We start from the raw sequence: 20,410 nt of genomic DNA, 5'->3' as shown, positions 1-20,410 counted from the left end.
CCTACTGTCATTTCTATGGTCTATTATACTGTCTGGTCCTGTATTTTTCAATTGTGGTTTTGTTTCCGTCCAAAAACGCCTGTACGGCACCTCCCTCCCAGGTCATAAATATACGGCTCCCAGATCTCTTCAAGCGTTCCAGAGTCTCCTTGTGAGGATGCCCGTAAGAATTGCCCAAACCGCTGGATATTACCGCCGCCTTTGGCTTTACAGCTTTCAGGAAGCTCTCCCCGGAGGAATTCCTGGAGCCGTGGTGAGCCACCTTCAGAATATCATAAGGAGAACTCTTATCTTCTCCTATTAGTTTTTCTACTTTTTGCTCACCCTCTCCTTCGAGATCCCCTGTAAAGAGGATCCGGCATTCTCCGTAGGAAACCTCAATAACCTGGGATCCGCTGTTTGTCTCCTCTCCATAGACCCCCCTGTCCGGATGCAGGCAGGACAGATGCAGCATTCCATCCTTCATCGTATCTCCCTGCGCCAGACGGAGGATTCGGCATCCGGCCGCCTTACCCAATTTTTCTAATTTCCTCAGTTCCACATTCGTATCCTTCCATCCCGGGAGAACCAGATTCCGTATCTTTAGCGACGTCTGTTTTCCCTCTATTGCCTCCAGAAGTTCCTGTATCCCGTTCATATGATCCGAATCTGTGTGTGATACCATCACATAGTCCAGGCACTGAATGCCTTCATATTTTAGAAACGGGAGTATTCGATAAGTCCCAACCTTTGCAATACTGCTGCTCCCTCCGTCTATTAGAAAGGACTGCCCCAAAGGTGTCTCCATCACAGCACTGTCTCCCTGCCCCACATCCAGAAAAGTCACCTTCAGATTTTTATAATTTCTGGTCTGCATAAGAGGAAGCGAACAGAGGAGAAAAATTGCTGCTGCCATCCATCTTTTACCTTTTATTCTTAGCCTGAGGAAGCGCCGGGCCTCTCCCTTACCACACCTCCACGTCAGCAGCAGGAGCGCAAGAACTGTATAATACACCACAATCTTCCAGAAAGCAGGTCTGCCCAGTATCAAGGTTATCCCAGGGATTCCCTGCAGATGGCTTCCCGCCCTCTGATATATGGTCAGTAAGTACTTTGCCGGCAAAATCAGGATTTTCCCTGCATCCGCTGAGATAAAAGCCGCTGCCATTCCCCCTGCGCCGGATATAAGAACTGCAGCCACAGTAGGAAGTACAAGAAGATTGAAAAAGAAGCCATATAGGGGGACTTCATAAAAAAAATACAATACTACCGGAGTACTAATCATCCAAACTGCCAGGCCGGATAAAAGATACTGCCCTACGCGGCCAGTATTTTCCTTCTGTATCAGGGGAAGCACCAGACCGATGCCCAAAATAGCGCCGAAAGACAGCAAAAAGCTGCTGTCATAGAGATAGCCCGGGCTGTCCATTAGAAGCAGGATACCTGCAAGGCTGAGAGCAGAGAGCAGATCGTAGGTCCTTCCAATCCACTTTGCCCCGGTAACCGCAGCAAACATAATAAATGCGCGCAGTGTAGCAACGCTTCCTCCGGTAAGCAGTCCGTAACTTAATAAAAAAAAGACAGCTATACCTGCCGACAGGCCCAAACTGCCTCCGGCCTTTCGCAATCCTTTATAGAGTCCCATGCCCAGAATGGAGAGATGAAGACCTGAAATAGCCAGAATATGGGATATTCCCAGCATCTGAAATTGTGTCTTAATCTCACGGTCCATGCTGCTTTTCTCCCCTAAAAGCATGGCACATAAAATAGCTCCTGTGCGCTCATCGGTAATGCTCTGCAGATTCTCTTTCAAGACATTTCTAAGTCTGTACAGCGCCTCTTTGTATACAGAATAGCTCTCCCCGGCAGACTGAAGCTCCTCTCCTTCCATGGTATAGTAAACCTTCCGGGCTCTGTAATAGGCCCTCTCGTTAAATTGTCCCGGATTGGAAGGCAGCTCTGTTTCCTTCAGAAAGCCTCTGACTCCCAGAAGTCTTCCCATAGGATATAGGGCTTCCTCTGCCTTCGGTTTATATGTAACTTTTACTTGTTCAATGGGATATAATTCAGATTGATACGTCAGAACGACGTTTTTAAGATAATAGATATGGACAGAATCTCTTTCTTCCTTTTGGTACAGTTCCCCGGTAATTACCGCTCGTTCTCCGGATTCCAGGCAGCTGCGTACCCCCGGGGTACGGGAGGACTCTCTGCATCCAGAGAGCCCGCTTATATCACACAGCCAGATGACAGCCATAAACAAAAGGCACATCACACAGAGCGGCCGCTTTATCATGGGGATGCCTCCTCAACTAGTGAGTAATCACTGCTGAAAAACTGATCCAGATCCACACTTTCACGGAATGTTTTCTTTGTCTCCCCATTGACGGATATCTGTACCTTTGTAACATGGCAGGCATCCACCAGAGAGTTTACAATGGAATAGATTGGTATACTCTCCTGCACGGTCAAAGCCTGATCCAAAAATGTCTTGTCAAGATTTACATAACCAATCCCCTCCGATATAGATACCCCCAGTATCTTAGTATCCGGAGACAGCGTAGGATAAGTTCCATCCTGACGGGGTCCCTTAATGAGCTGCTGAACTACCACCTTCTCCAGAGGAACGTTGCTGCTGTAGTATACCTTTACCTGCTCCTTTTTCAGCCTGTCCCCGGTTTCATTGGTAAAGTAGAGATCCAGGGTAGTAAACAGATACGAGTTTATATTCTTTCCTTCATTTTCCACAAAGGTATCCCCATCCATTGTTCCCAAAGGGTTCCCGCTGTTATCCTCAGCCGGTTCCCCCTCAATTAGAAACTGTACTCCTGTGACACCCGGAATTTGTATAAATGATTTTACAATTCCTGCACGGGCTAATATCTCCCGCGTGTTTGACAGCTCATTGTATTCTTCTGAAAAGTTCACTGTCAGGATGGTGTTATCAAAGGTATAATCCTTGAGCTTCACCGACTTAGGAAGAATACTTTTATACGTTTCGTCCGTCACTTCCTCCTGTACCAGTTCCGCCATTTCCTGTATCATACTCTCTGTCTTTCTCTCCTCCGGGACATAATTCTTTGTGATAATTCCGGTTTCCTCTGCATTGACATAGTATTTATGATACTCCGATGATTTTTCCACTGTTTTGTTTTCGCAGCCGCCAAGAAGGAAAGCCATCCCTATGATTACGAAATATTTCCACTGTTTTTTCAACTCGTTCACCTCCTAAGAAATATGAATCAGAGGAATACGAACGGAGAATGTCGTTCCTTCTTTTTCTTTGCTGTATACTTTTATAGCGCCGCGGTGCATTACAATGGCATTCCTTGTAATAGCAAGCCCCAGCCCTGTACCACCGATTTCTCTGGAGTGAGACTTATCCACCCGGTAAAATCGTTCAAAAATACGATCCAGAGACTCTTCCGGAATTCCCATACCGGAATCTGCCACAGTCACATAGAAATATTTATGGTCTGCATTGAGGGACACCCTTACCCATCCGTCTTCTACATTATATTTGATAGCATTCTCCACCAGATTGGACAGTGCCAGAGTAAGCTTTGTCTCATCAATCTCCGCATTCACAGGGCGGAAACTGTCCAGGATCAATTCAATATTCTTTTTGGCTGCAATAGGCTGCAGGCGTTTCAGTATTACCTCCAGCAGATCGTTGATGTTGACCAGCTCTATATGAAGCTCAGATGCTTTTTTATCCAGCTTCACCAGTTCCAGAAGATCTGTAATGATTTTATTTTCCCGGTCTATCTCCAGGGTGATATCCTGCATGAATTCCTGGTATAGCTCAATAGGTACATTTTCCTGTCCAACCAGGGAATCTGCCAGCACCTTCATAGAAGTCAGCGGCGTCTTCAGCTCATGGGATACATTAGAGACAAATTCCTGTCTGGACTCATCCAGTACTTTCATTCTTCCCAGCATCTTATTAAACGCATTTGTAATTAATTCTGTCTCTGTATAATCCGGAACAGAGATCTCCTCGTCCAGGTATCCGTCTGTCAGATCCTCTATAGAACGGGTTACTCTCGCAAAAGGCTTTACCAGAATTCCCGCCAGAATATAGCCAAAAACCAGGACCAGAATACAGATTACCAAAAGGAGAAGTGCCCCCTTCTGCTCAAGTACATCAATGTTTCCCTCAATCTCACTGGTAGAACTGCTGATAAGCATCACACCCATCACCTTTTTCGTCTCAAGATTCTGTATGGGAGAGGTCAGCTCAATATAGGCGTTCTTGTTGTCATAGTGAGTGGTATTATTGCCGTTGAAGCAGTCAATCACTTCCTCTGATAACGCATATTTCCCCTCGTCCAGATTATACGTATCTTTAATAATCTTAAACTCATCATTAATTACCAGAATCCTGCCGCTGTAAACGGTGGACAACATTGACATAGCACTGTTGCTTACCTCTGAATCCGTGTGATTCAGATAATCTTCACTGGCCAGCTGATTGCACAGAATATCGCACTGATTTTTAACATTGATACTTCGCAGCGACACAGCCCGGTTTTCATAGCTTTTTACAAGTCCGTTTTCAATAATCACGCTGGGGACTATACCGATTACGACCAGGATAATCATAATCCGGAATCTGAGACTTTTAAAAAATGTAAACTTTCTTTTTAAATTGATTATAGCTATCGACTCCCCTTTACTCAGAACAGCCCTGATGCAAACTGCTTCAGGGCCATCCAGATACTCACTTTTTACGATACTTGGAAATAATATCCAACACCCCATTTGGTATGGACATATCTTGGTTCACTTGGATTTTCTTCGATTTTTTCACGAAGTCTTCTGATATGTACATCCACGGTTCTGACATCTCCGGGATATTCATATCCCCACACTATATTCAAAAGGCTTTCCCGGCTGTAAACCTTGTTAGGATTATGCACCAGCAGCTCAAGGACATCAAACTCTTTGGCTGTAAGATTAATTTCCTTTCCGCTGATAAAAACACGTCTACCCTCACAGTCCAGCTTTAGTTCCCCAACCGTAATCATTTTTGACTTTTCATCTTCCTGTTCCTGCTTTTTGGTACGGCGCATGATTGCTTTAATCCTGGCTTTTACTTCCAGAATATTAAAGGGCTTTGTAATATAATCATCCGCACCATACTCCAGCCCCAGAATCTTGTCCATATCCTCACCTTTGGCGGTAAGCATAACGATTGGGACATTGGAGAACTCACGGATTTGCTGGCATACCTCCAGGCCCGTCAGCTTAGGCAGCATAATATCCAGCAAAATTATATCATATTCGTTATCCTTTGCCATATTCAAAGCCTCTTCTCCGTCGTACGCGCACTCAACACTCATACCATCCTGTTCCAGGCTGAAACGGATTCCCTTTACAATCAGTTTTTCATCATCAACGACTAATACCTTTTTACTCATTATTTTCTCCTCATATTAAATGGTAATCAAATCCGCAATTTTCTGAAAAACCTTGCCCTTTATCCCTGAAATTTCCTGCAGCTCCTCAATAGAGGTAAATCTGCCGTGAGTTTCCCTGTACTCTATGATGGATGAGGCTTTTACTTCCCCGATTCCCGGAAGTGTCTGAAGTTCTTCAGCAGTAGCTGTATTCAGATTCACCTTTCCATCTCCCGAAGGATTATCCGGACGTTCTTCTGCCTGAGGAATTTCTTCCCCATGGTCTCTTTTTTCCTGTGCTTCTTCTCTGGTGTAGATCCGAATCTGCGTTCCATCTTCCATGGCAGCTGCCTGATTTACATACGTTTCGTCCGCGTCTTCCGTAAATCCTCCCGCTGCACTTACAGCCTCATAGACACGCGCTCCCGCATTCAGATGATACACACCCGGCTGGTTTACAGCTCCGCATATATAGATACAGATCTCAGGCGGCTTTTCTTCTGCTTCTTTTGATTGTTCTTTTGTCTCTGTCTGGGAGTTATCCTGCCCATCCTCTCCCCGGACGCCCTCCTCTTCGGCGTGTCCAAACTGCACTTCCGGCGCTTTTTGTCCACAGGCACATAATACCTGGCATAACAGCCACAATAATACCAAAAAGTATATTGGTAATATTTTATTACTTAACATATGCATATCTCCTTTACAGCGTATTCCGCTATAAGGTCCCACATCATGCACAGCTATCTTTATTGTAGCGAATTTGCCAGGTGATTACAATACAGAATCTGAAATTTGCGATTTTATTTCTGCCATTTAAAGAGAACAATGCCTCCAATGGCGATCAGCATACCAAAAAGCTTTCTCCATTCAAAGGGCTGTTTGTCTACGCCAAACATCCCAAACAGTTCAATCACATATGCAATTCCAAGCTGAGCAATTACAATCAGCATCGCTGCTTTCGCCGGTCCCAGAGAACTCATACTCTGAATCACGGTAACGGTAATAAATGCACCAATTACCCCTCCCAACAGAATGTATTTGTGATCCACCTGGGCTAATGCCATCACCTTCTCCCTTCCGGTAAAGAGCCAGGCCCCCACACATACTACAAACGCCGACAGCTGTACCCACCCTGTAGATACCCAAAGACTTGTCTGTTTTGTAAGCTCTGTATTAAATACTCCTTGTACACTCATCAAAGCCCCAGATATAAGCGCAACTATAATACCCCACATAGATGCAACCTCCATTTTTTTATATTTTTCTTAGGTTGTGCAGAATCGTGAGGTTTATTCGTAAATTATAGTTTTGTGTAATAGTTTTGTGTATGTGAAGTTCGGGGTTATGCATTCGGGGAGCGAGGCGTTGCAGACAGACGGATATAGAAGGGAACACCGGGGAGACAGGGCCAGGCCAGGGGCCGGGGTATAAGGGCAGGTCAGCTCGAGGCTCCGTTCGCTTGACCTCCCTGACCTGCCCTTATACCCCGGCCCCTGGCCTGGCCCTGTCTCCCCGGTGTTCCCTTCTATATCCTGACAGAGACTCACTTCACATTCACGGAAAACGGGTAGGGAAGGTCGAACGTTGTACACTTTTCATATTATTCATCATTTATGATCGCTTGATTTTTGGATAAACATCCAAACCTGTTACCGTTATCACTTCCATACTTTCTGGCTACATTACAGCTATATTCTATCTGACAATTTTACAGTCATATCCTATGTGAATAATATCATTCCCCTTCTGATAAATTTACCCTCTGGAACTTTCCTATACCCAGGTGAGAGGAATCCCGCGGCGGCGGGCTGGCTGGTTCGGGCGGGAGGGAGGCTTAAGTTCCGCGGACGATTCCGCAGGAGTGATTAGAGAGTCTTAGGCAAAAACGGGATTCTCGCTGGAGATTTTTTCGGCAGTCCAGGCCGAAAAAAAGTGAGCATGGGCAGAGAATGCACATAAAGCATTCTTTGCACATACGAACGGTGCTCCGGCGGGGATTCCGGTTTTGTCTTAGACTCTCTTCGCGACGGAGGTGTCCCCGGAACTTAAGTCCCCCTCCCCCCCACACCTTCCGACTGGGCAGTCTCAAGCTTAGGAAGTTAAATCCAAAATCACAAACTCATTTCCAACCTTCTCACCATCTCATCCACATCCTCCGCCTCAATGACAAGGGGAGGAACAAATCGCAGCACATCGGTCCCTGCCGAAATGATAATCAGTCCCTGTTTCAATGCCCTGCTGACAATCTCGCCCACAGGACGGCCGGTGACTACGACTCCCTGCATAAGGCCTTTTCCCCGCCTTTCCGTGAAGAAATCATATTTTTCCACCAGCTCATCCAGTTTCTTCTCCAGATAAGGTGCGATCTCATTTACGTGTTCCACAATTTTCTCTTCCCGGAACACATCAAATACCTTGCTCACTGCTGTGCAGGCCAAGGGATTGCCCCCGTAAGTAGTGCCGTGATCGCCGGGAACCAGAGAGGCATCTGCTGTCTTCTTATTCAGAACAAAGGCCCCTACCGGAACACCGCATCCCAGGGCTTTTGCGCATGTCATGATATCCGGTTCTATACCGTAAGACTGATAGGCAAACATGCGCCCCGTTCTTCCCATCCCGCACTGGATTTCATCCAGAATCAGGAGTATATCCTTTTCGTCACAGATGGAACGGATAGCTTTCAGGAACTCTGGTTCTGCAGGATAAATCCCGCCTTCTCCCTGAACAGTTTCCAGGATAATTGCACAGGTCTTGTCTGTAATCAGTGCTTTTACGCTTTCCAAATCATTGAACCGGGCAAACTTTACCCCGCCGATCAGGGGTTTGAAGGGCTCCTGGTAATGGGTATTTCCTGTCACTGACAAAGCTCCCAGGCTTCTGCCATGGAAGGAATGATGCATAGCAATGATCTCGTGATCCGTCCTTCCATCCTTAAGGTATGCATATTTTCTCGCTGCCTTGATGGCGCCCTCAATGGCCTCAGTGCCGCTGTTAGTAAAGAACACTTTACTCAGTCCGCTGGCCTCACACAGTTTGCCGGCCGCCTCAATGGCAGGTACATTATAATATAAATTGGAGGTATGGATAAGCTTATCAATCTGTGCTTTTAACGCGTTATTATATCCCGGATGCCCGTAGCCAAGCGCAAATACTGCAATCCCTGCTCCAAAATCCAGATACTCCTTGCCTTGCACATCGTATAGACGGACGCCTTCTCCTCTGTCCAGAACCGTCTGAAACCGGTTATAGGTATGCAAAATCACCTGTTCTGCCTGCTCTATATATGTATTATTACTCATTAAAATACCTGCTTTCTCCATCGCCTAAAATAGCGGTACCAATTCCCCTGTCAGTAAAGAACTCCAGCAGGAGACAATGCTCAATGCGGCCATCCAGAATATGCACCCTGGAAACTCCCTGTTTAATAGCATCAATACAGTTCTGCAGCTTGGGAAGCATTCCCCCGCCCACATGACCGGATGCCAGAAATTCTTCTGCCTCAGCTACCGTAAGTTCGGAGATCAGAGTCGACTGATCCAGGGGATCCCTGTATACCCCCTCTATATCTGTTAAAAAAGCCAGCTTCTGTGCATGTTCCGCAGTGGCAATGGCACAGGCTGCGTCATCCGCATTGATATTATAGGATTCATAGTTATCGTCCATTCCAATAGGGCAGATAACGGGGACAAAATCATTTTCAATCAAAGTATCTATCAAATCTGTATTTACATTTGTCACCTCACCTACGTAGCCAATATCCTTCCCTGCGGACATTTTTTTCTTTACGGTAAGGGTATTCCCGTCTTTCCCGCTGATCCCGGCCGCCTTCACCCCTACACTTTCCATATACTGAACCAGATTTTTGTTTACCTTTCCCAAAACCATCTCAGCTATTTCCATGGTCTTTGTATCTGTGACTCTCAGCCCGTTGACAAATTCAGGTGTCATACCGGAGAGTTTTACCCATTTACTGATCTCCTTTCCGCCTCCGTGCACAATGATTGGCTTAAATCCAACCAGCTTCAGAAGTGCCACATCCTTAATCACATTCTTTTTCAACGCATTGTCTGTCATGGCGCTCCCGCCGTACTTTACTACAATCTTTGCACCGTTAAAGTGCTGAATATATGGAAGTGCCTCGATCAGCACCTGCGCTTTGTGCAGCCATAATTCCATATTGTCCATGTTATATATCCTCCCTATCTGTCCTTTTGACCCAGCCATGCTTTACTCTCTTCCCGGCCTGATTTTTTCATATGCACCGTTCAGAATCTGACGCAGGTCAAGATCTGTAATCTGCGTTAATCTTAATATAATCATAGGTCAGATCACAGCCCCATGCAGTGGCAGAAGCATCTCCCATCTTTACATCAGCAATTGCTGTAACTGCCTTTTCTGAGAGGATTTTCGTTGCCTCATCTTCGCTGTAATCTACGGCAACGCCGTTCTCAATGATCTGGATTCTGCCGGCCGAGCTTTCAAAAAACAAATCCACTTTTTCCGGATCAAACTGTGCGCCGGAGTACCCCATGGCACAGAGAATTCTTCCCCAGTTGGCATCATGACCATAGATCGCCGCCTTTGTCAAACTGGAGGTGACAATTGATTTGCTCAGTATAACCGCCTGCTCCTTGCTCTGGGCACCTGTCACCCTGACCTCAAACAATGCGGTTGCACCCTCTCCGTCTCCCGCAATTGCCTTTGCCAGATAGGTATTGACATAGTCAAGTGCCTCTTTAAAGATTACATAATCCTGATTTTTTTCTTTGATTTCCAGGTTGCAGGCAAGACCGTTTGCCATTAGCAGTACCGTATCATTTGTTGATGTATCTCCATCTACAGAGATCATATTATAGGTGTCCTTTACACTGTCGCTCAAAGCCTCCTGGAGCAGTTCCTTGCTGATCTCCACATCAGTCATAATAAAGCTCAGCATAGTACACATATTCGGATGTATCATACCCGAACCCTTGCACATTCCCCCAATGGTTACTTTTTGACCGCCGATCTCCACTTCCACGGCAATCTCCTTTTTCACAGTGTCTGTTGTCAATATAGACTGGGCAGCCAGAGAGCCGGCCTTTCTGCTTGGAGAGAGCAGCGGAACCATGTCCTTTACTCCCTGTGCCAGAATATCCATGGGGAGCTGTTTCCCTATGACTCCCGTAGAGGCAACCAACACCGACTCTGCAGGTATATGAAGTGCTTCACCTGCAGCTGCAGCAGTTTGTCTGCAGTATCCATAGCCTTCCTCCCCTGTGCAGGCATTGGCAATTCCGCTGTTGCACACTACTGCCTGAGCAAAAGGCTCCTCGGCCACAATTTTCTGATCCCATTTTACCGGAGCTGCCTTCACCACATTCGTAGTAAATGTCCCCGCTGCTTTACATGGCACAATACTGTAAATCATAGCCATATCTTTTGTATTTTCCTTTTTAATGCCTGCTGCAAGGCCAGCCGCCTGAAATCCCTGAGGAGCGGTTACTCCTCCCTCAAATACCTTCATGATTCACTCTTCCTTTCTCTTATTGTTCTGTGTTTTTATGGAAACATGGGAACCAAATCCAGACCTTCCCATTCTTCAAATCCAAATAGCAGGTTCATATTCTGTACCGCCTGACCGGCTGCTCCCTTCACCAGATTGTCCAGAGCACCCATCATTATGATACGGTTCGTTCTGGCATCAATCTTAAAGTTAATATCCACGTAATTACTGCCTTCTACCCACTTCGTCTGGGGATATATATCCTTATCCAGTACCCGCACAAACTTCTCCCCGGCATAATACTTATCATAAGCTGCCTTTACGTCCTCATACGAGACGTCCTTCTTCAGTCCAGCATAGGCAGTAGCCAGAATTCCCCTGTTCATGGGCACCAGATGAGGAGTAAAATTGATCTTAATTTTTTCCCCGGCCGCGTATCCTAGCTGCTCTTCAATCTCCGGCGTATGACGGTGGGTAGCCACCCCATATGCCTTCATATTTTCATTCACCTCACAGAAAAGGTTATCTACTTTCGCCCCTCTTCCTGCTCCGGAGGTACCAGACTTAGCGTCTATGATAATGGTATTGGGGTCAATGATCCCTTCTTTTACCAAAGGATACACCGTAAGAATACTGCAGGTCGTGTAGCACCCCGGATTAGCTACCAGTCTGGCCTTCTTTACCTTCTCTCTGTTAATTTCACACAGCCCGTACACCGCCTCCTCTATAAACTGGGGGGATTTATGCTCTATCTTATACCACTCCTCATAGGTTGCTACATCCTTAATCCGGAAATCTGCACTCAGATCTACAATTTTAACTTTTTCCAGCATCTTCTCATCCAGCATAGATGCACAGAATCCCTGGGGGGTAGCGGTAAAAATCACATCTACCTGTTCTGCCAATGCTTCCATATTATCATCCATACATACATCATCTACAATTTGAAACATATTCTGATAAACTTCACTGTATTTTTTGTCTATGTAGCTTCTGGATCCATACCATGTAATCTCTGTCTCTTTATGTCCCTGCAACAGACGTACCAGCTCTGACCCCGCATAGCCGGTAGATCCGATGATTCCTGCTTTAATCATTGATTTTCCCTCATTTCTTTCTATTTTTTTACAGTAGTCCTGCTTACTCATTCTTAATGATATAATACTTCTCCGGGCTTTTCAAGATATGATATTCAGTTTTGCCCGGCAGAACACTTCGCAGAACAGTGATGTGAGAACTGTGGTCGCTTTCTTTTTATTTGCATAATTATACATTATCATTGTATATTATGCAACCTTTTTTCTGTTTTTTCATTAATATAGAAGAGTCCGCTTAAATTTCCTCTGTTATAAAGGTTCCTGCAGATACCCGGTATAAAAAAATTCACCATTTTTGCTATTTGCACTTGCATAATTATAACAAATGATGTATATTAACCATTAGTATAAGGCACGCACAAAAGACGGCCGTATAATTTTAGGAGGATATAAGCATGAAAGAAAAGGTAATTTTAGCATATTCCGGCGGATTGGACACCACAGCGATCATTCCCTGGTTAAAAGAGAACTTTGACTATGATGTTGTATGCTGTTGCATAGACTGCGGACAGGGCAACGAATTAGACGGACTGGATGAAAGAGCCAAGCTTTCGGGGGCATCCAAGCTTTACATAGAAAATGTAATAGACGAATTCTGTGATGACTATATTGTACCCTGCGTACAGGCGAACTCAGTCTATGAAAACAAATATTTGCTGGGCACTTCCATGGCGCGGCCAGTTATCGCCAAACGTCTGGTGGAAATTGCCAGAAAGGAAGGGGCAACTGCCATCTGCCATGGAGCCACCGGCAAAGGAAACGATCAGATCCGTTTTGAACTGGGAATCAAGGCACTTGCCCCTGATCTTAAAATAATCGCTCCCTGGAGAATGACAGATGTCTGGACTATGCAGTCAAGGGAAGACGAAATTGAATACTGTAAACAGCACGGCATTGATCTGCCTTTCTCTGCAGACAGCAGCTACAGCAGGGACCGAAACCTATGGCATATCAGTCATGAAGGTTTAGAGCTTGAGGATCCTGCCAACGAGCCTAACTATGAGCATCTGCTGGTACTTGGGGTTACTCCTGAACAAGCTCCCGAGGAAGGGGAATATGTAACCATGACCTTTGAAAAAGGAGTGCCTGTGAGCTTAAACGGAGAAAAACTAAAAGTTTCCGAGATTATTACCAAACTGAACGAACTGGGCGGAAAGCATGGAATCGGAATCGTAGACATTGTAGAAAACCGTGTGGTTGGAATGAAATCCCGGGGCGTCTATGAAACTCCCGGAGGAACGATTCTGATGGAAGCTCATCAGCAGCTGGAAGAGCTTGTATTAGATCGGGCAACCATGGAGACGAAAAAGGACCTGGGAAATAAATTTGCCCAGATCGTATATGAAGGTAAATGGTTCACTCCTCTGCGCGAGGCAATCCAGGCATTTGTAGAGTCTACCCAGGAATATGTAACCGGTGAAGTTAAGTTTAAGCTTTACAAAGGAAATATCATCAAAGCCGGAACCACCTCACCGTACAGCCTGTACAGTGAATCTTTAGCTTCCTTCACCACAGGTGAGCTATACGATCACAACGATGCCAGCGGTTTTATCACCCTGTTTGGTCTTCCCTTAAAAGTACGCGCTATGAAAATGGCGGAGGCTGAGAAAAACAATAAATAATTTCTAGGTAATGTAATATAAGTTGTGTCTATGGAAACAAATGGCTCTTTCTTGGAAAGAATTAGATAAAATAATTCTTTTTCAGGAAGGAGCTTTTTATGGCTATAGCAAAGGAACAATTACGACAAATTATTGCAGAGAATGACATTAACAGTGTGGGGGACATCTACACCCTCTTCAAAGACAGCTTCAAAGATATGCTGCAGGAGCTTTTAGAGGCTGAGATGGATGCCTCCATCGGCTACACCAAAAATAATAAGCAGGATATGGCATCCGAAAACAAACGGAATGGGTATTCCCCAAAGACGGTCAAAAGCCAGTATGGTGAGTTCCCAGTGGATATCCCCCGTGACCGGACGGGGGAGTTTGAGCCAAAAATCATACCCAAATACCAACGGGATATTTCCGGTATAGAAGAAAAAGTCATCTCACTTTATGCCAGGGGAATGACCACCCGGGATATCCATGACCAGTTACAGGACTTGTATGGAATTGAATTGTCCGCAGACATGGTCAGTAAAATTACTGACAAGGTTTTGCCGGAAGTGAAGGAATGGCAGTCCAGGCCGCTTGAGCCCGTCTATCCCTTTATCTTTATGGACGCAATCCACTATAAAATACGGGAGGATGGGAGAATTATCAACCGGGCCGCCTATGTTGTCCTTGGCGTGACACTGGATGGGAATAAGGATATTCTAAGTATTACCATCGGAGCCAATGAGTCCTCCAAGTTCTGGCTCGGAATGCTTAACGACTTAAAGAACCGGGGAGTAAGAGAGGTGCTGTTCTTCTGCGTAGATGGCCTTGCTGGCTTTAAGGAAGCCATAAATGCCGTATATCCGGATGCACAGGTGCAGCGCTGCATCATTCATATGCTGCGTAATTCATTTAAGTATGTATCCTATAAAGACATCAAAAAATTTGCATCCGATTTTAAGGCGGTCTATAAAGCCTCAACCGAAGAAGCAGCACTCTCAGAACTCGAAGGGGTGAAAGAAGTCTGGGGCAAAAAATACCCTTATGCCATTAGCAGCTGGGAACAGAATTGGGATGTGGTAAGCCCGTTCTTCCAGTTCAGTGATGATATCCGCAGAATTATGTACACGACAAATATAATTGAAGGGGTGAACCGGCAATTCCGGAAAGCAACAAAAACGAAAAGTTCTTTTCCGACGGACAGCTCTTTGGAAAAGATGCTCTATCTGACCACACAGAATGTCAAAAAGAAATGGACACAGCGGTACCGAAATTGGGATTTGGTCTTAGGCCAGCTAGTAATCCTTTATGGCGACCGTATCAACCAATATCTCTAAAGGACAGAAAAATACCGGCTGACAGTTCGTAAGCCGAATCAGCCGGTATCCTCTATTCTTTTTCCGTCGGTACCTATAGTATAGACGTTTTTTTCCTTCTTATTCCAGAGGGCGGGTGTGGGCAGAGCCCACATAAAAAAATGATTTATGGGTACCTTAGTTGGTGTGCAAAAAAATAAATAAAATAGTATAAGATTTATTAAATTGGACATACTGTAAGTGAAGAAGTAATTCGACATTATAAAAAGTTTGTTTCCGACAGGAAAACCCATACATATCTAACTCAATTCAAGAAATCCAACACATTTTCAGACACAGAAAAAATTACGCCCTCGTTTGTGACAGAGCCTTCCTGAGCATCTGTGCAAAATCATCTGCATTGACATCCCAATTCATCTGAAAACACTTAACCGCTTCCCATTTATATTTTTCCTCCGGCCACTGCTTCTGCACAAATTCCTTCTTGTACCCGGCAAGCGCCTTTTTCAACAGAATCTTGTTAAACATAATTTCTCCTCTTTATCCTTTGTTTTAATGATATCACGTCCTTATGTCTCTTCGATGTTCCGTATGTACCTGCATTTCGGATACTTGGAGCAGCCATAGAATCCACGACCGGCATTCACGCCCTTTTTTGCCTGACGAAAAACAAGGGCACTTCCGCAGCGGGGGCAGATGAGAGAAGTGTCCTGCTGCTCTGTCCTGTTATACTTTTTGTGAATGCGCTCTATATGAGCCGCCTTAACCGCCTGATCCGCATGGGTCAATACTTCCAGCATATCATACAAAGCTTCCACCTTAGTCTCGTCTGCTGCGTCATTTGCATGATCCCAAATATCCCTCACCGCTGCATATAGCCGATCCCTTTTGATAACACGGATATCCGAACTCTCTACCGTAACCTTTTTTAGTTCGCATCGCTCCGAAAATACTACAATAGAAAATAGTGGAATATCCTCCCCAAGGTATTGTCCAAGCCACTTGATATGCGTTCGATTCTGCTTAATAGGATTATAAAATCGGTTTTTTTCCCGATTCGGCAGCATGGCTGTCCAATAAGTATCTTTCTCATCCCCAAAAATCCAGCCTGAATAATTTTTACTCTCTATGACGAAGATTCCCTTTTGCGTAATAAAGACTACATCGATCTCCGATGTCTCGCCATTATCCCTCGGTACATATATATTGCGAAGTACCTGACCCTTTCGGCCTAGCAGCCTCACTAAGTTAAGCTCCCTCTCTGTCAATTTCTCTCCACGCCGTCCCACCCAGTCTGCATCAAATATACTGTCTAACAGTACGTCTAAAAGTCCCTTTGACATAATATCCCCCCGCATCTATGGTACATTCTAAAATATATCTAAGTACTCTTGTGTATGTTTATAGTTCCATCTCATATCTTTCTTTTTCCTCTTATAACCGCAGGACTAGTCTCTGACAGGGATAATCAAATACTATCAATTTTTCATCATCCACAAATCCGCAGGCATGATAACATGCTCTGGCAGGTATGCCTTTCGGGTCCCCCTCCCGGAAGGTAACTACAGAAATGATATCTCCGAAAGTAAACCATTCAGCCATTTTCATAATCAATCTTTTAGCCACACCCTTTTTACGATACTCTGGATGCACAGCAAGGAAGGACAGTTCTTTTGTTTCTTTTGCGCATATAAGCAGCCCTGCTATTCTCCCGTCTTCCTCTTCCATAATAGCTTCCTCATTACTAACAGCATTGTGCACTGCCTGTAAAAATTCCTTTTCTTTATAACCGGCAAAATCATCTTTTACCAGTTCCATCATCGACACTATTTGTCTTTCATCACTCTTTGTTACATATCTTATCAATCTTGCACCTTCTCTCCATTTAACGTTCTCTATACCTTCAATCATTTTTTATAATCGGTAAACAGGGGCGTCACCTGCCCCTTTAACAGCCTCCATCTTTCCTCTATTCTTCCTTATATTTTTTTAAATTCTCTATCTGCATAAAGTGATCGGCTTCATTCTCTTCCTTCGTTTTTGTTGGGTCATCACGTTCATAGCGGCGGCACGGCAAATCCCCACATTTCCCACAATGCTCGTATTTCCTTTTGTTGATACAGCATTCATAAATATCACAGCAGGAGTCTCCCGTATATTCCGGCCAGAATACCTTGCCTTTGATCTCCCGGCATCCCGGGCAATCCGCCGGGTAATACTCACAATCGGAACATATCGTACCGCAGCAGCTCATCTTCTTTTCCATATACATATTCTCCATTCACATTTTATACAGTCACTCAATGCCGCCCGCCTGCGTCCACGCCACCTGGCACGCCTCCTTCAGCTCGGCACGGGCGCGAACATTATAGTTTTTACTACAGATTTATTTTCTTGCGGAAAGAAATAATACTGTACCTGTTATGTAAGATTCAATATCAGAAAAACCAGCCGACTCCAAAAATAAATGCAGCTCTTTTTGGCTATACACCTTTACGTCTCCGGTTTTGGTAAATGGAAATACCACCGCATTGGCAATCCACCTTACTGCCGGAAGGAAAAATGGTTCGGCAATAAAGACTTTCCCGTTCTTCTTCAATACACGCACACATTCCTTGACAAAGACCTGGGGCGTCTCAAAATGATGGAATGCGCAGGACACTGTAATGACGTCCACGCTCTCGTTTTCAAAACCAAGAGGAGCACAAGGCCCCACTGCAAATGTGCAGGCCGGGTATCTTTCCCTGGCAGCCGCAATCATATTTTCTGAAATGTCCACTCCAAAAGCATGCACTCTCTCCTTTTTGGAGAGTTCCCCAAGCAAATGCCCATTGCCGCAGGCAACGTCCAGAATAGTATCTCCTTCCCTGAGCACAGCGTTTTTAATTATCTCTTCTTTGTGGGGTCTTGTGTAACTGCCTTCTGGCGCAGAGTCATATTCCCACGCCATGGCATTGTATACCTTTTGAGACTGTTCCGTCTTTTTTCCCAAATCGATTCCTCCAAAATTCTATTTCCTGCTGAATTCAGTTTACTACATTTGAGATGAAGCGTCCATAAAAGCAGTTAGCCGGATATGAAAAAAATGTCTGGCACTTGTTTTGCCAAACAAAATAAAGGGATTTGCCGGATGGTATTCTTTGTTCTTTGTCCGGCAAATCCCTCTTTTTAAACGATTCGGTCTTATCTCTGTATCCTTTAGGGCGAAACTTTATTTATCTCATCTCGTAATCGGTTCAACATATGTGAAATAGCAAACATAAGAGTCTCATAATGCATATAATCAAGAATATTTCTATCCACCAGAATTTGCAGACTTGCGGGAAATTCTTCATCGGATTCCCAAAACCTCAAAACTACCGGAAGAAAAGGAAACAAGTCGAGCTCATAGGCAACATCCCCCTTTTCCACCTTTCTTCCCTTAAGCCTTTCACATGCAAGGGCCAAGGCATCCTTTTTCCCGTCGAAATACTTCCCGGCATCCTGAAAAAAATCGCTTCCTTTTGCCAATGTGCCGCCCTGTACTGCAGAAAGACTTCCCACATTCACCCACTCACAGGCAAGATGGCAGTTCTCTTTGGAACAGCAGAGCACATCATATAAGGTCATGGCTTCGTTGTAGTCAGCCTCTCCTTCCGTTTGAAAAGCATCCTCTGACCAGCTTACCTGCCCGTTCAGACGGCTGATACGATATTGCCGGTTCAGACAGCAAATATACAGATAGTTTTTATCCTGCGTCAGTCCAAACTTCCGGATCATCTCTTCCTGATCGTATTGCAGGAATACATCTGCCATATTGTTTTTCATTTTTTCATAATTGGAAATACCCTGTTTTATTTTCATATGCTTCCTTTATCTTTTACTTCTGATCTTTCCTGGCATCTTCATCTGCTTTTGAAGTACTATCAAAATATTAACATTCCCTTTTTTATTTGTAAACCTTTGACGAGAGGCGGTATCGATCTTCTGGGATTTCCCGCGGGGAGGCCGGCTGTCGAGATTCCGGATACCATTTTAACCGGTAACGACTGGCAGATGTACAACAATATTATACTTAACGGTCAATACAGGTGCGTTTTTACCATTAAGTATAACTATTAATTGACTCCTCTCATATTATACGGTAAAATATTACCATAGGAGGCAAAAAAATGGGTCTTGAAAAAATCGCTGAATTTAAAAAGAAATTGGGATTAACAAATGCAGAACTTGCAGAAAGATCTGGTGTACCTCTTGGCACTATAAATAAAATACTCAGTGGCGCTACCAAAGATCCTAAGTTAGAGACCCTTAAATCCATTGCTGGAATACTTGGCCTGACTCTTAATGATTTCGATGATTCTGTCATTAATAAAAATGAACCAACCTATGACGATGTTGAAACGCTTATAATCAAAACTGGGAAAAACATGTCTAAGGAACAGAAATTGCATTTAATACAACTTTTGTCCGAAACAAAATAAATCGGGAGAATCCTTTGTGAAAGAAGGAGATACATAAGTTATTTAAATAAGAGTCGATTCATCTGGGGCTGCTCTATAACGTAACTGCTATCCATTTTTAATGAATTAATCGCTTTGGCGTTTAATAAAAATATTATTCAATAAGAGGAGGAGTTTTAAGTGAGTAGAGAAAAGAAAAAGGGAAGTTGTCTTAAAACCGCATTGATCGTTATCGTTGTACTTGCCATTCTAGGAGTAATTGGAACTGCTTTGGGTAAAAAAGATGACAAGGTTAAAGACGCGACAGCTGGAAAAGGAGACGCAAAATCCGAAGAAACTAAGGAAAAAACGGAATTTGCCATAGGAGAAACAGCTGAACAAAAAGGGATTCAGATCACTCTGTTATCCACTACTGAATCAAGTGGTAATGAGTTTACGACACCTGATGAGGGTAATGTATTTTTATTGTGCGAGTTCGAGATTACGAATAATTCAGAAAAAGATATTGCTATCAGTTCAATAGCCAGTTTTGAAGCATACTGCGATGATTACTCAATAAACCAAGATATTTTAGGTTTACAGGTATCAGAAGCTGAAGGAAAAAATCAACTTGACGGTTCTGTTGCTGCCGGGAAGAAGATGAATGGAATAATTGCATATCAGGTACCTGCCGAATGGAGTACCATGGAAATTAAAGTCTCTCCAGACTTTTGGTCAAGCAAAGATATTACATTCGTATTTAACAAATAATTTCATAAAAGCCGGCCCCTGCTCCAACAGGGACCGGATGCGTAACATAGTTTGCGTCTTTTAAAACAAACAGCTCTTTCTTGAAAAGTATGAGAAACTAATTCTTTTTCAGGAAGGAGCTTTTTATAACTATTGCAAAAGAACAATTATGACAGATTATTGCAGACAATAATGTTAACGTAACCAACCATGGCGTGAAGAAACGGCACAGAACAGAAAAGCAATTACTGCTGAGTTTCTAAACTTATTTCCATAACCGCTAACTTTCAAGGATAACTGGAAGTTAGCGGTCTTTCGATACACGGTAATTACACAACTTTATATTTTGCCCGGGTAATCAG

The 20,410-nt window shown here is 44.2% G+C and carries 20 protein-coding genes; 4 read left to right on the top strand and 16 right to left on the bottom strand.

Annotation, left to right across the window (positions count from 1 at the left end; translation table 11 throughout):
• Positions 1-13: 13 nt before the first annotated feature.
• The 10 genes from ACGHCT_RS07290 to argC all read right to left on the bottom strand — a co-directional run bounded on the left by ACGHCT_RS07290 (position 14) and on the right by argC (position 11,963).
• Positions 14-2,275, bottom strand: a complete 2,262-nt coding sequence (locus ACGHCT_RS07290) for a DNA internalization-related competence protein ComEC/Rec2 (protein WP_390439204.1) — start codon at positions 2,273-2,275, stop codon at positions 14-16.
• The gene (locus ACGHCT_RS07285; RefSeq protein ID WP_084068045.1) at positions 2,272-3,195 is read right to left on the bottom strand and encodes a GerMN domain-containing protein; all 924 of its coding nucleotides are present in this window, start codon (positions 3,193-3,195) and stop codon (positions 2,272-2,274) included. Before ACGHCT_RS07285 ends, ACGHCT_RS07290 begins: the two co-directional genes overlap by 4 nt.
• A 12-nt stretch (positions 3,196-3,207) precedes the next feature.
• Positions 3,208-4,584, bottom strand: coding sequence for a cell wall metabolism sensor histidine kinase WalK (locus ACGHCT_RS07280; RefSeq protein ID WP_242946785.1), 1,377 nt, complete (start codon positions 4,582-4,584; stop codon positions 3,208-3,210).
• A gap of 125 nt (positions 4,585-4,709) precedes the next feature.
• Entirely contained in the window at positions 4,710-5,402 is a 693-nt protein-coding gene (locus ACGHCT_RS07275) for a response regulator transcription factor (protein ID WP_072853855.1), read from the bottom strand.
• A 15-nt stretch (positions 5,403-5,417) separates the two neighbouring features.
• Positions 5,418-6,068 (bottom strand): helix-hairpin-helix domain-containing protein, encoded by a 651-nt coding sequence (locus tag ACGHCT_RS07270; protein ID WP_072853854.1) that lies wholly within the window; start codon positions 6,066-6,068, stop codon positions 5,418-5,420.
• A 113-nt stretch (positions 6,069-6,181) separates the two neighbouring features.
• A complete protein-coding gene (locus tag ACGHCT_RS07265; protein WP_154261867.1) occupies positions 6,182-6,616 on the bottom strand; it encodes a DMT family transporter in 435 nt (144 codons plus the stop codon).
• Positions 6,617-7,492: 876 nt separating this feature from the next.
• Positions 7,493-8,680 (bottom strand): aspartate aminotransferase family protein, encoded by a 1,188-nt coding sequence (locus ACGHCT_RS07260; protein WP_390439201.1) that lies wholly within the window; start codon positions 8,678-8,680, stop codon positions 7,493-7,495.
• On the bottom strand, positions 8,673-9,566 hold the full coding sequence (gene argB, locus ACGHCT_RS07255; protein ID WP_072853851.1) for an acetylglutamate kinase: 894 nt from the start codon (positions 9,564-9,566) through the stop codon (positions 8,673-8,675). The genes ACGHCT_RS07260 and argB overlap by 8 nt, the downstream gene beginning before the upstream one ends.
• A gap of 97 nt (positions 9,567-9,663) precedes the next feature.
• Positions 9,664-10,887, bottom strand: coding sequence for a bifunctional glutamate N-acetyltransferase/amino-acid acetyltransferase ArgJ (argJ, locus tag ACGHCT_RS07250; RefSeq protein ID WP_072853850.1), 1,224 nt, complete (start codon positions 10,885-10,887; stop codon positions 9,664-9,666).
• A 35-nt stretch (positions 10,888-10,922) separates the two neighbouring features.
• Complete coding sequence (gene argC / locus ACGHCT_RS07245; RefSeq protein WP_390439199.1) at positions 10,923-11,963, bottom strand: N-acetyl-gamma-glutamyl-phosphate reductase; 1,041 nt, start codon at positions 11,961-11,963, stop codon at positions 10,923-10,925.
• 395 nt (positions 11,964-12,358) lie between these two features.
• Between argC and ACGHCT_RS07240 the strand changes: the two genes are divergently transcribed.
• Both ACGHCT_RS07240 and ACGHCT_RS07235 read left to right on the top strand, forming a co-directional pair.
• Positions 12,359-13,585, top strand: a complete 1,227-nt coding sequence (locus tag ACGHCT_RS07240) for an argininosuccinate synthase (RefSeq protein WP_390439197.1) — start codon at positions 12,359-12,361, stop codon at positions 13,583-13,585.
• A 98-nt stretch (positions 13,586-13,683) separates the two neighbouring features.
• Positions 13,684-14,898: an IS256 family transposase gene (locus ACGHCT_RS07235; protein ID WP_390437100.1), complete on the top strand. Its 1,215-nt coding sequence runs from the start codon at positions 13,684-13,686 to the stop codon at positions 14,896-14,898.
• A gap of 324 nt (positions 14,899-15,222) precedes the next feature.
• On the opposite strand, the gene ACGHCT_RS07230 is transcribed toward ACGHCT_RS07235, so the two are convergent.
• The 6 genes from ACGHCT_RS07230 to ACGHCT_RS07205 form a co-directional block, all read right to left on the bottom strand.
• Positions 15,223-15,405 (bottom strand): hypothetical protein, encoded by a 183-nt coding sequence (locus ACGHCT_RS07230; protein ID WP_390439195.1) that lies wholly within the window; start codon positions 15,403-15,405, stop codon positions 15,223-15,225.
• Between the two features lie 41 nt (positions 15,406-15,446).
• A complete protein-coding gene (locus ACGHCT_RS07225) occupies positions 15,447-16,220 on the bottom strand; it encodes an NERD domain-containing protein (RefSeq protein WP_390439193.1) in 774 nt (257 codons plus the stop codon).
• Positions 16,221-16,311: 91 nt separating this feature from the next.
• On the bottom strand, positions 16,312-16,743 hold the full coding sequence (locus ACGHCT_RS07220) for a GNAT family N-acetyltransferase (protein WP_084067631.1): 432 nt from the start codon (positions 16,741-16,743) through the stop codon (positions 16,312-16,314).
• A gap of 103 nt (positions 16,744-16,846) precedes the next feature.
• Entirely contained in the window at positions 16,847-17,143 is a 297-nt protein-coding gene (locus ACGHCT_RS07215; RefSeq protein ID WP_390439191.1) for a DUF3795 domain-containing protein, read from the bottom strand.
• 120 nt (positions 17,144-17,263) lie between these two features.
• A complete protein-coding gene (locus ACGHCT_RS07210; RefSeq protein WP_072848876.1) occupies positions 17,264-17,869 on the bottom strand; it encodes a class I SAM-dependent methyltransferase in 606 nt (201 codons plus the stop codon).
• A 206-nt stretch (positions 17,870-18,075) separates the two neighbouring features.
• On the bottom strand, positions 18,076-18,720 hold the full coding sequence (locus ACGHCT_RS07205) for a DUF3786 domain-containing protein (RefSeq protein WP_390439189.1): 645 nt from the start codon (positions 18,718-18,720) through the stop codon (positions 18,076-18,078).
• Positions 18,721-19,028: 308 nt separating this feature from the next.
• Here ACGHCT_RS07205 and ACGHCT_RS07200 point away from each other — a divergent pair, with 308 nt between their 5' ends.
• Both ACGHCT_RS07200 and ACGHCT_RS07195 read left to right on the top strand, forming a co-directional pair.
• Positions 19,029-19,340 carry a helix-turn-helix domain-containing protein gene (locus ACGHCT_RS07200; RefSeq protein WP_072848879.1) on the top strand — a complete coding sequence of 104 codons (312 nt, stop codon included), beginning with the start codon at positions 19,029-19,031 and terminating at the stop codon, positions 19,338-19,340.
• A 159-nt stretch (positions 19,341-19,499) separates the two neighbouring features.
• Positions 19,500-20,069: a DUF5067 domain-containing protein gene (locus tag ACGHCT_RS07195; RefSeq protein ID WP_072848880.1), complete on the top strand. Its 570-nt coding sequence runs from the start codon at positions 19,500-19,502 to the stop codon at positions 20,067-20,069.
• The last annotated feature ends 341 nt before the right edge of the window (positions 20,070-20,410 follow it).

The sequence above is a fragment of the Lactonifactor longoviformis genome, from assembly GCF_042848515.1.
Classification (GTDB): Bacteria; Bacillota; Clostridia; order Lachnospirales; family Lachnospiraceae; genus Lactonifactor; species Lactonifactor longoviformis.
The sequence above is the reverse complement of the archived record's forward strand: the minus strand, read 5'-3'. Positions and strand labels throughout refer to the sequence as shown.

Coding starts and splice junctions, on each gene's coding strand:
- ACGHCT_RS07200 (WP_072848879.1), top strand. CDS start 19,029: ATGGGTCTTGAAAAAATCGCTGAATTTAAAAAGAAATTGGGATTAACA.
- ACGHCT_RS07280 (WP_242946785.1), bottom strand. CDS start 4,584: ATGATTATCCTGGTCGTAATCGGTATAGTCCCCAGCGTGATTATTGAA.
- ACGHCT_RS07270 (WP_072853854.1), bottom strand. CDS start 6,068: ATGTTAAGTAATAAAATATTACCAATATACTTTTTGGTATTATTGTGG.
- argB (WP_072853851.1), bottom strand. CDS start 9,566: ATGGACAATATGGAATTATGGCTGCACAAAGCGCAGGTGCTGATCGAG.
- argJ (WP_072853850.1), bottom strand. CDS start 10,887: ATGAAGGTATTTGAGGGAGGAGTAACCGCTCCTCAGGGATTTCAGGCG.
- ACGHCT_RS07240 (WP_390439197.1), top strand. CDS start 12,359: ATGAAAGAAAAGGTAATTTTAGCATATTCCGGCGGATTGGACACCACA.
- ACGHCT_RS07230 (WP_390439195.1), bottom strand. CDS start 15,405: ATGTTTAACAAGATTCTGTTGAAAAAGGCGCTTGCCGGGTACAAGAAG.
- ACGHCT_RS07225 (WP_390439193.1), bottom strand. CDS start 16,220: ATGTCAAAGGGACTTTTAGACGTACTGTTAGACAGTATATTTGATGCA.
- ACGHCT_RS07205 (WP_390439189.1), bottom strand. CDS start 18,720: ATGAAAATAAAACAGGGTATTTCCAATTATGAAAAAATGAAAAACAAT.
- ACGHCT_RS07260 (WP_390439201.1), bottom strand. CDS start 8,680: ATGAGTAATAATACATATATAGAGCAGGCAGAACAGGTGATTTTGCAT.
- ACGHCT_RS07215 (WP_390439191.1), bottom strand. CDS start 17,143: ATGGAAAAGAAGATGAGCTGCTGCGGTACGATATGTTCCGATTGTGAG.
- ACGHCT_RS07235 (WP_390437100.1), top strand. CDS start 13,684: ATGGCTATAGCAAAGGAACAATTACGACAAATTATTGCAGAGAATGAC.
- ACGHCT_RS07265 (WP_154261867.1), bottom strand. CDS start 6,616: ATGTGGGGTATTATAGTTGCGCTTATATCTGGGGCTTTGATGAGTGTA.
- ACGHCT_RS07275 (WP_072853855.1), bottom strand. CDS start 5,402: ATGAGTAAAAAGGTATTAGTCGTTGATGATGAAAAACTGATTGTAAAG.
- ACGHCT_RS07290 (WP_390439204.1), bottom strand. CDS start 2,275: ATGATAAAGCGGCCGCTCTGTGTGATGTGCCTTTTGTTTATGGCTGTC.
- argC (WP_390439199.1), bottom strand. CDS start 11,963: ATGATTAAAGCAGGAATCATCGGATCTACCGGCTATGCGGGGTCAGAG.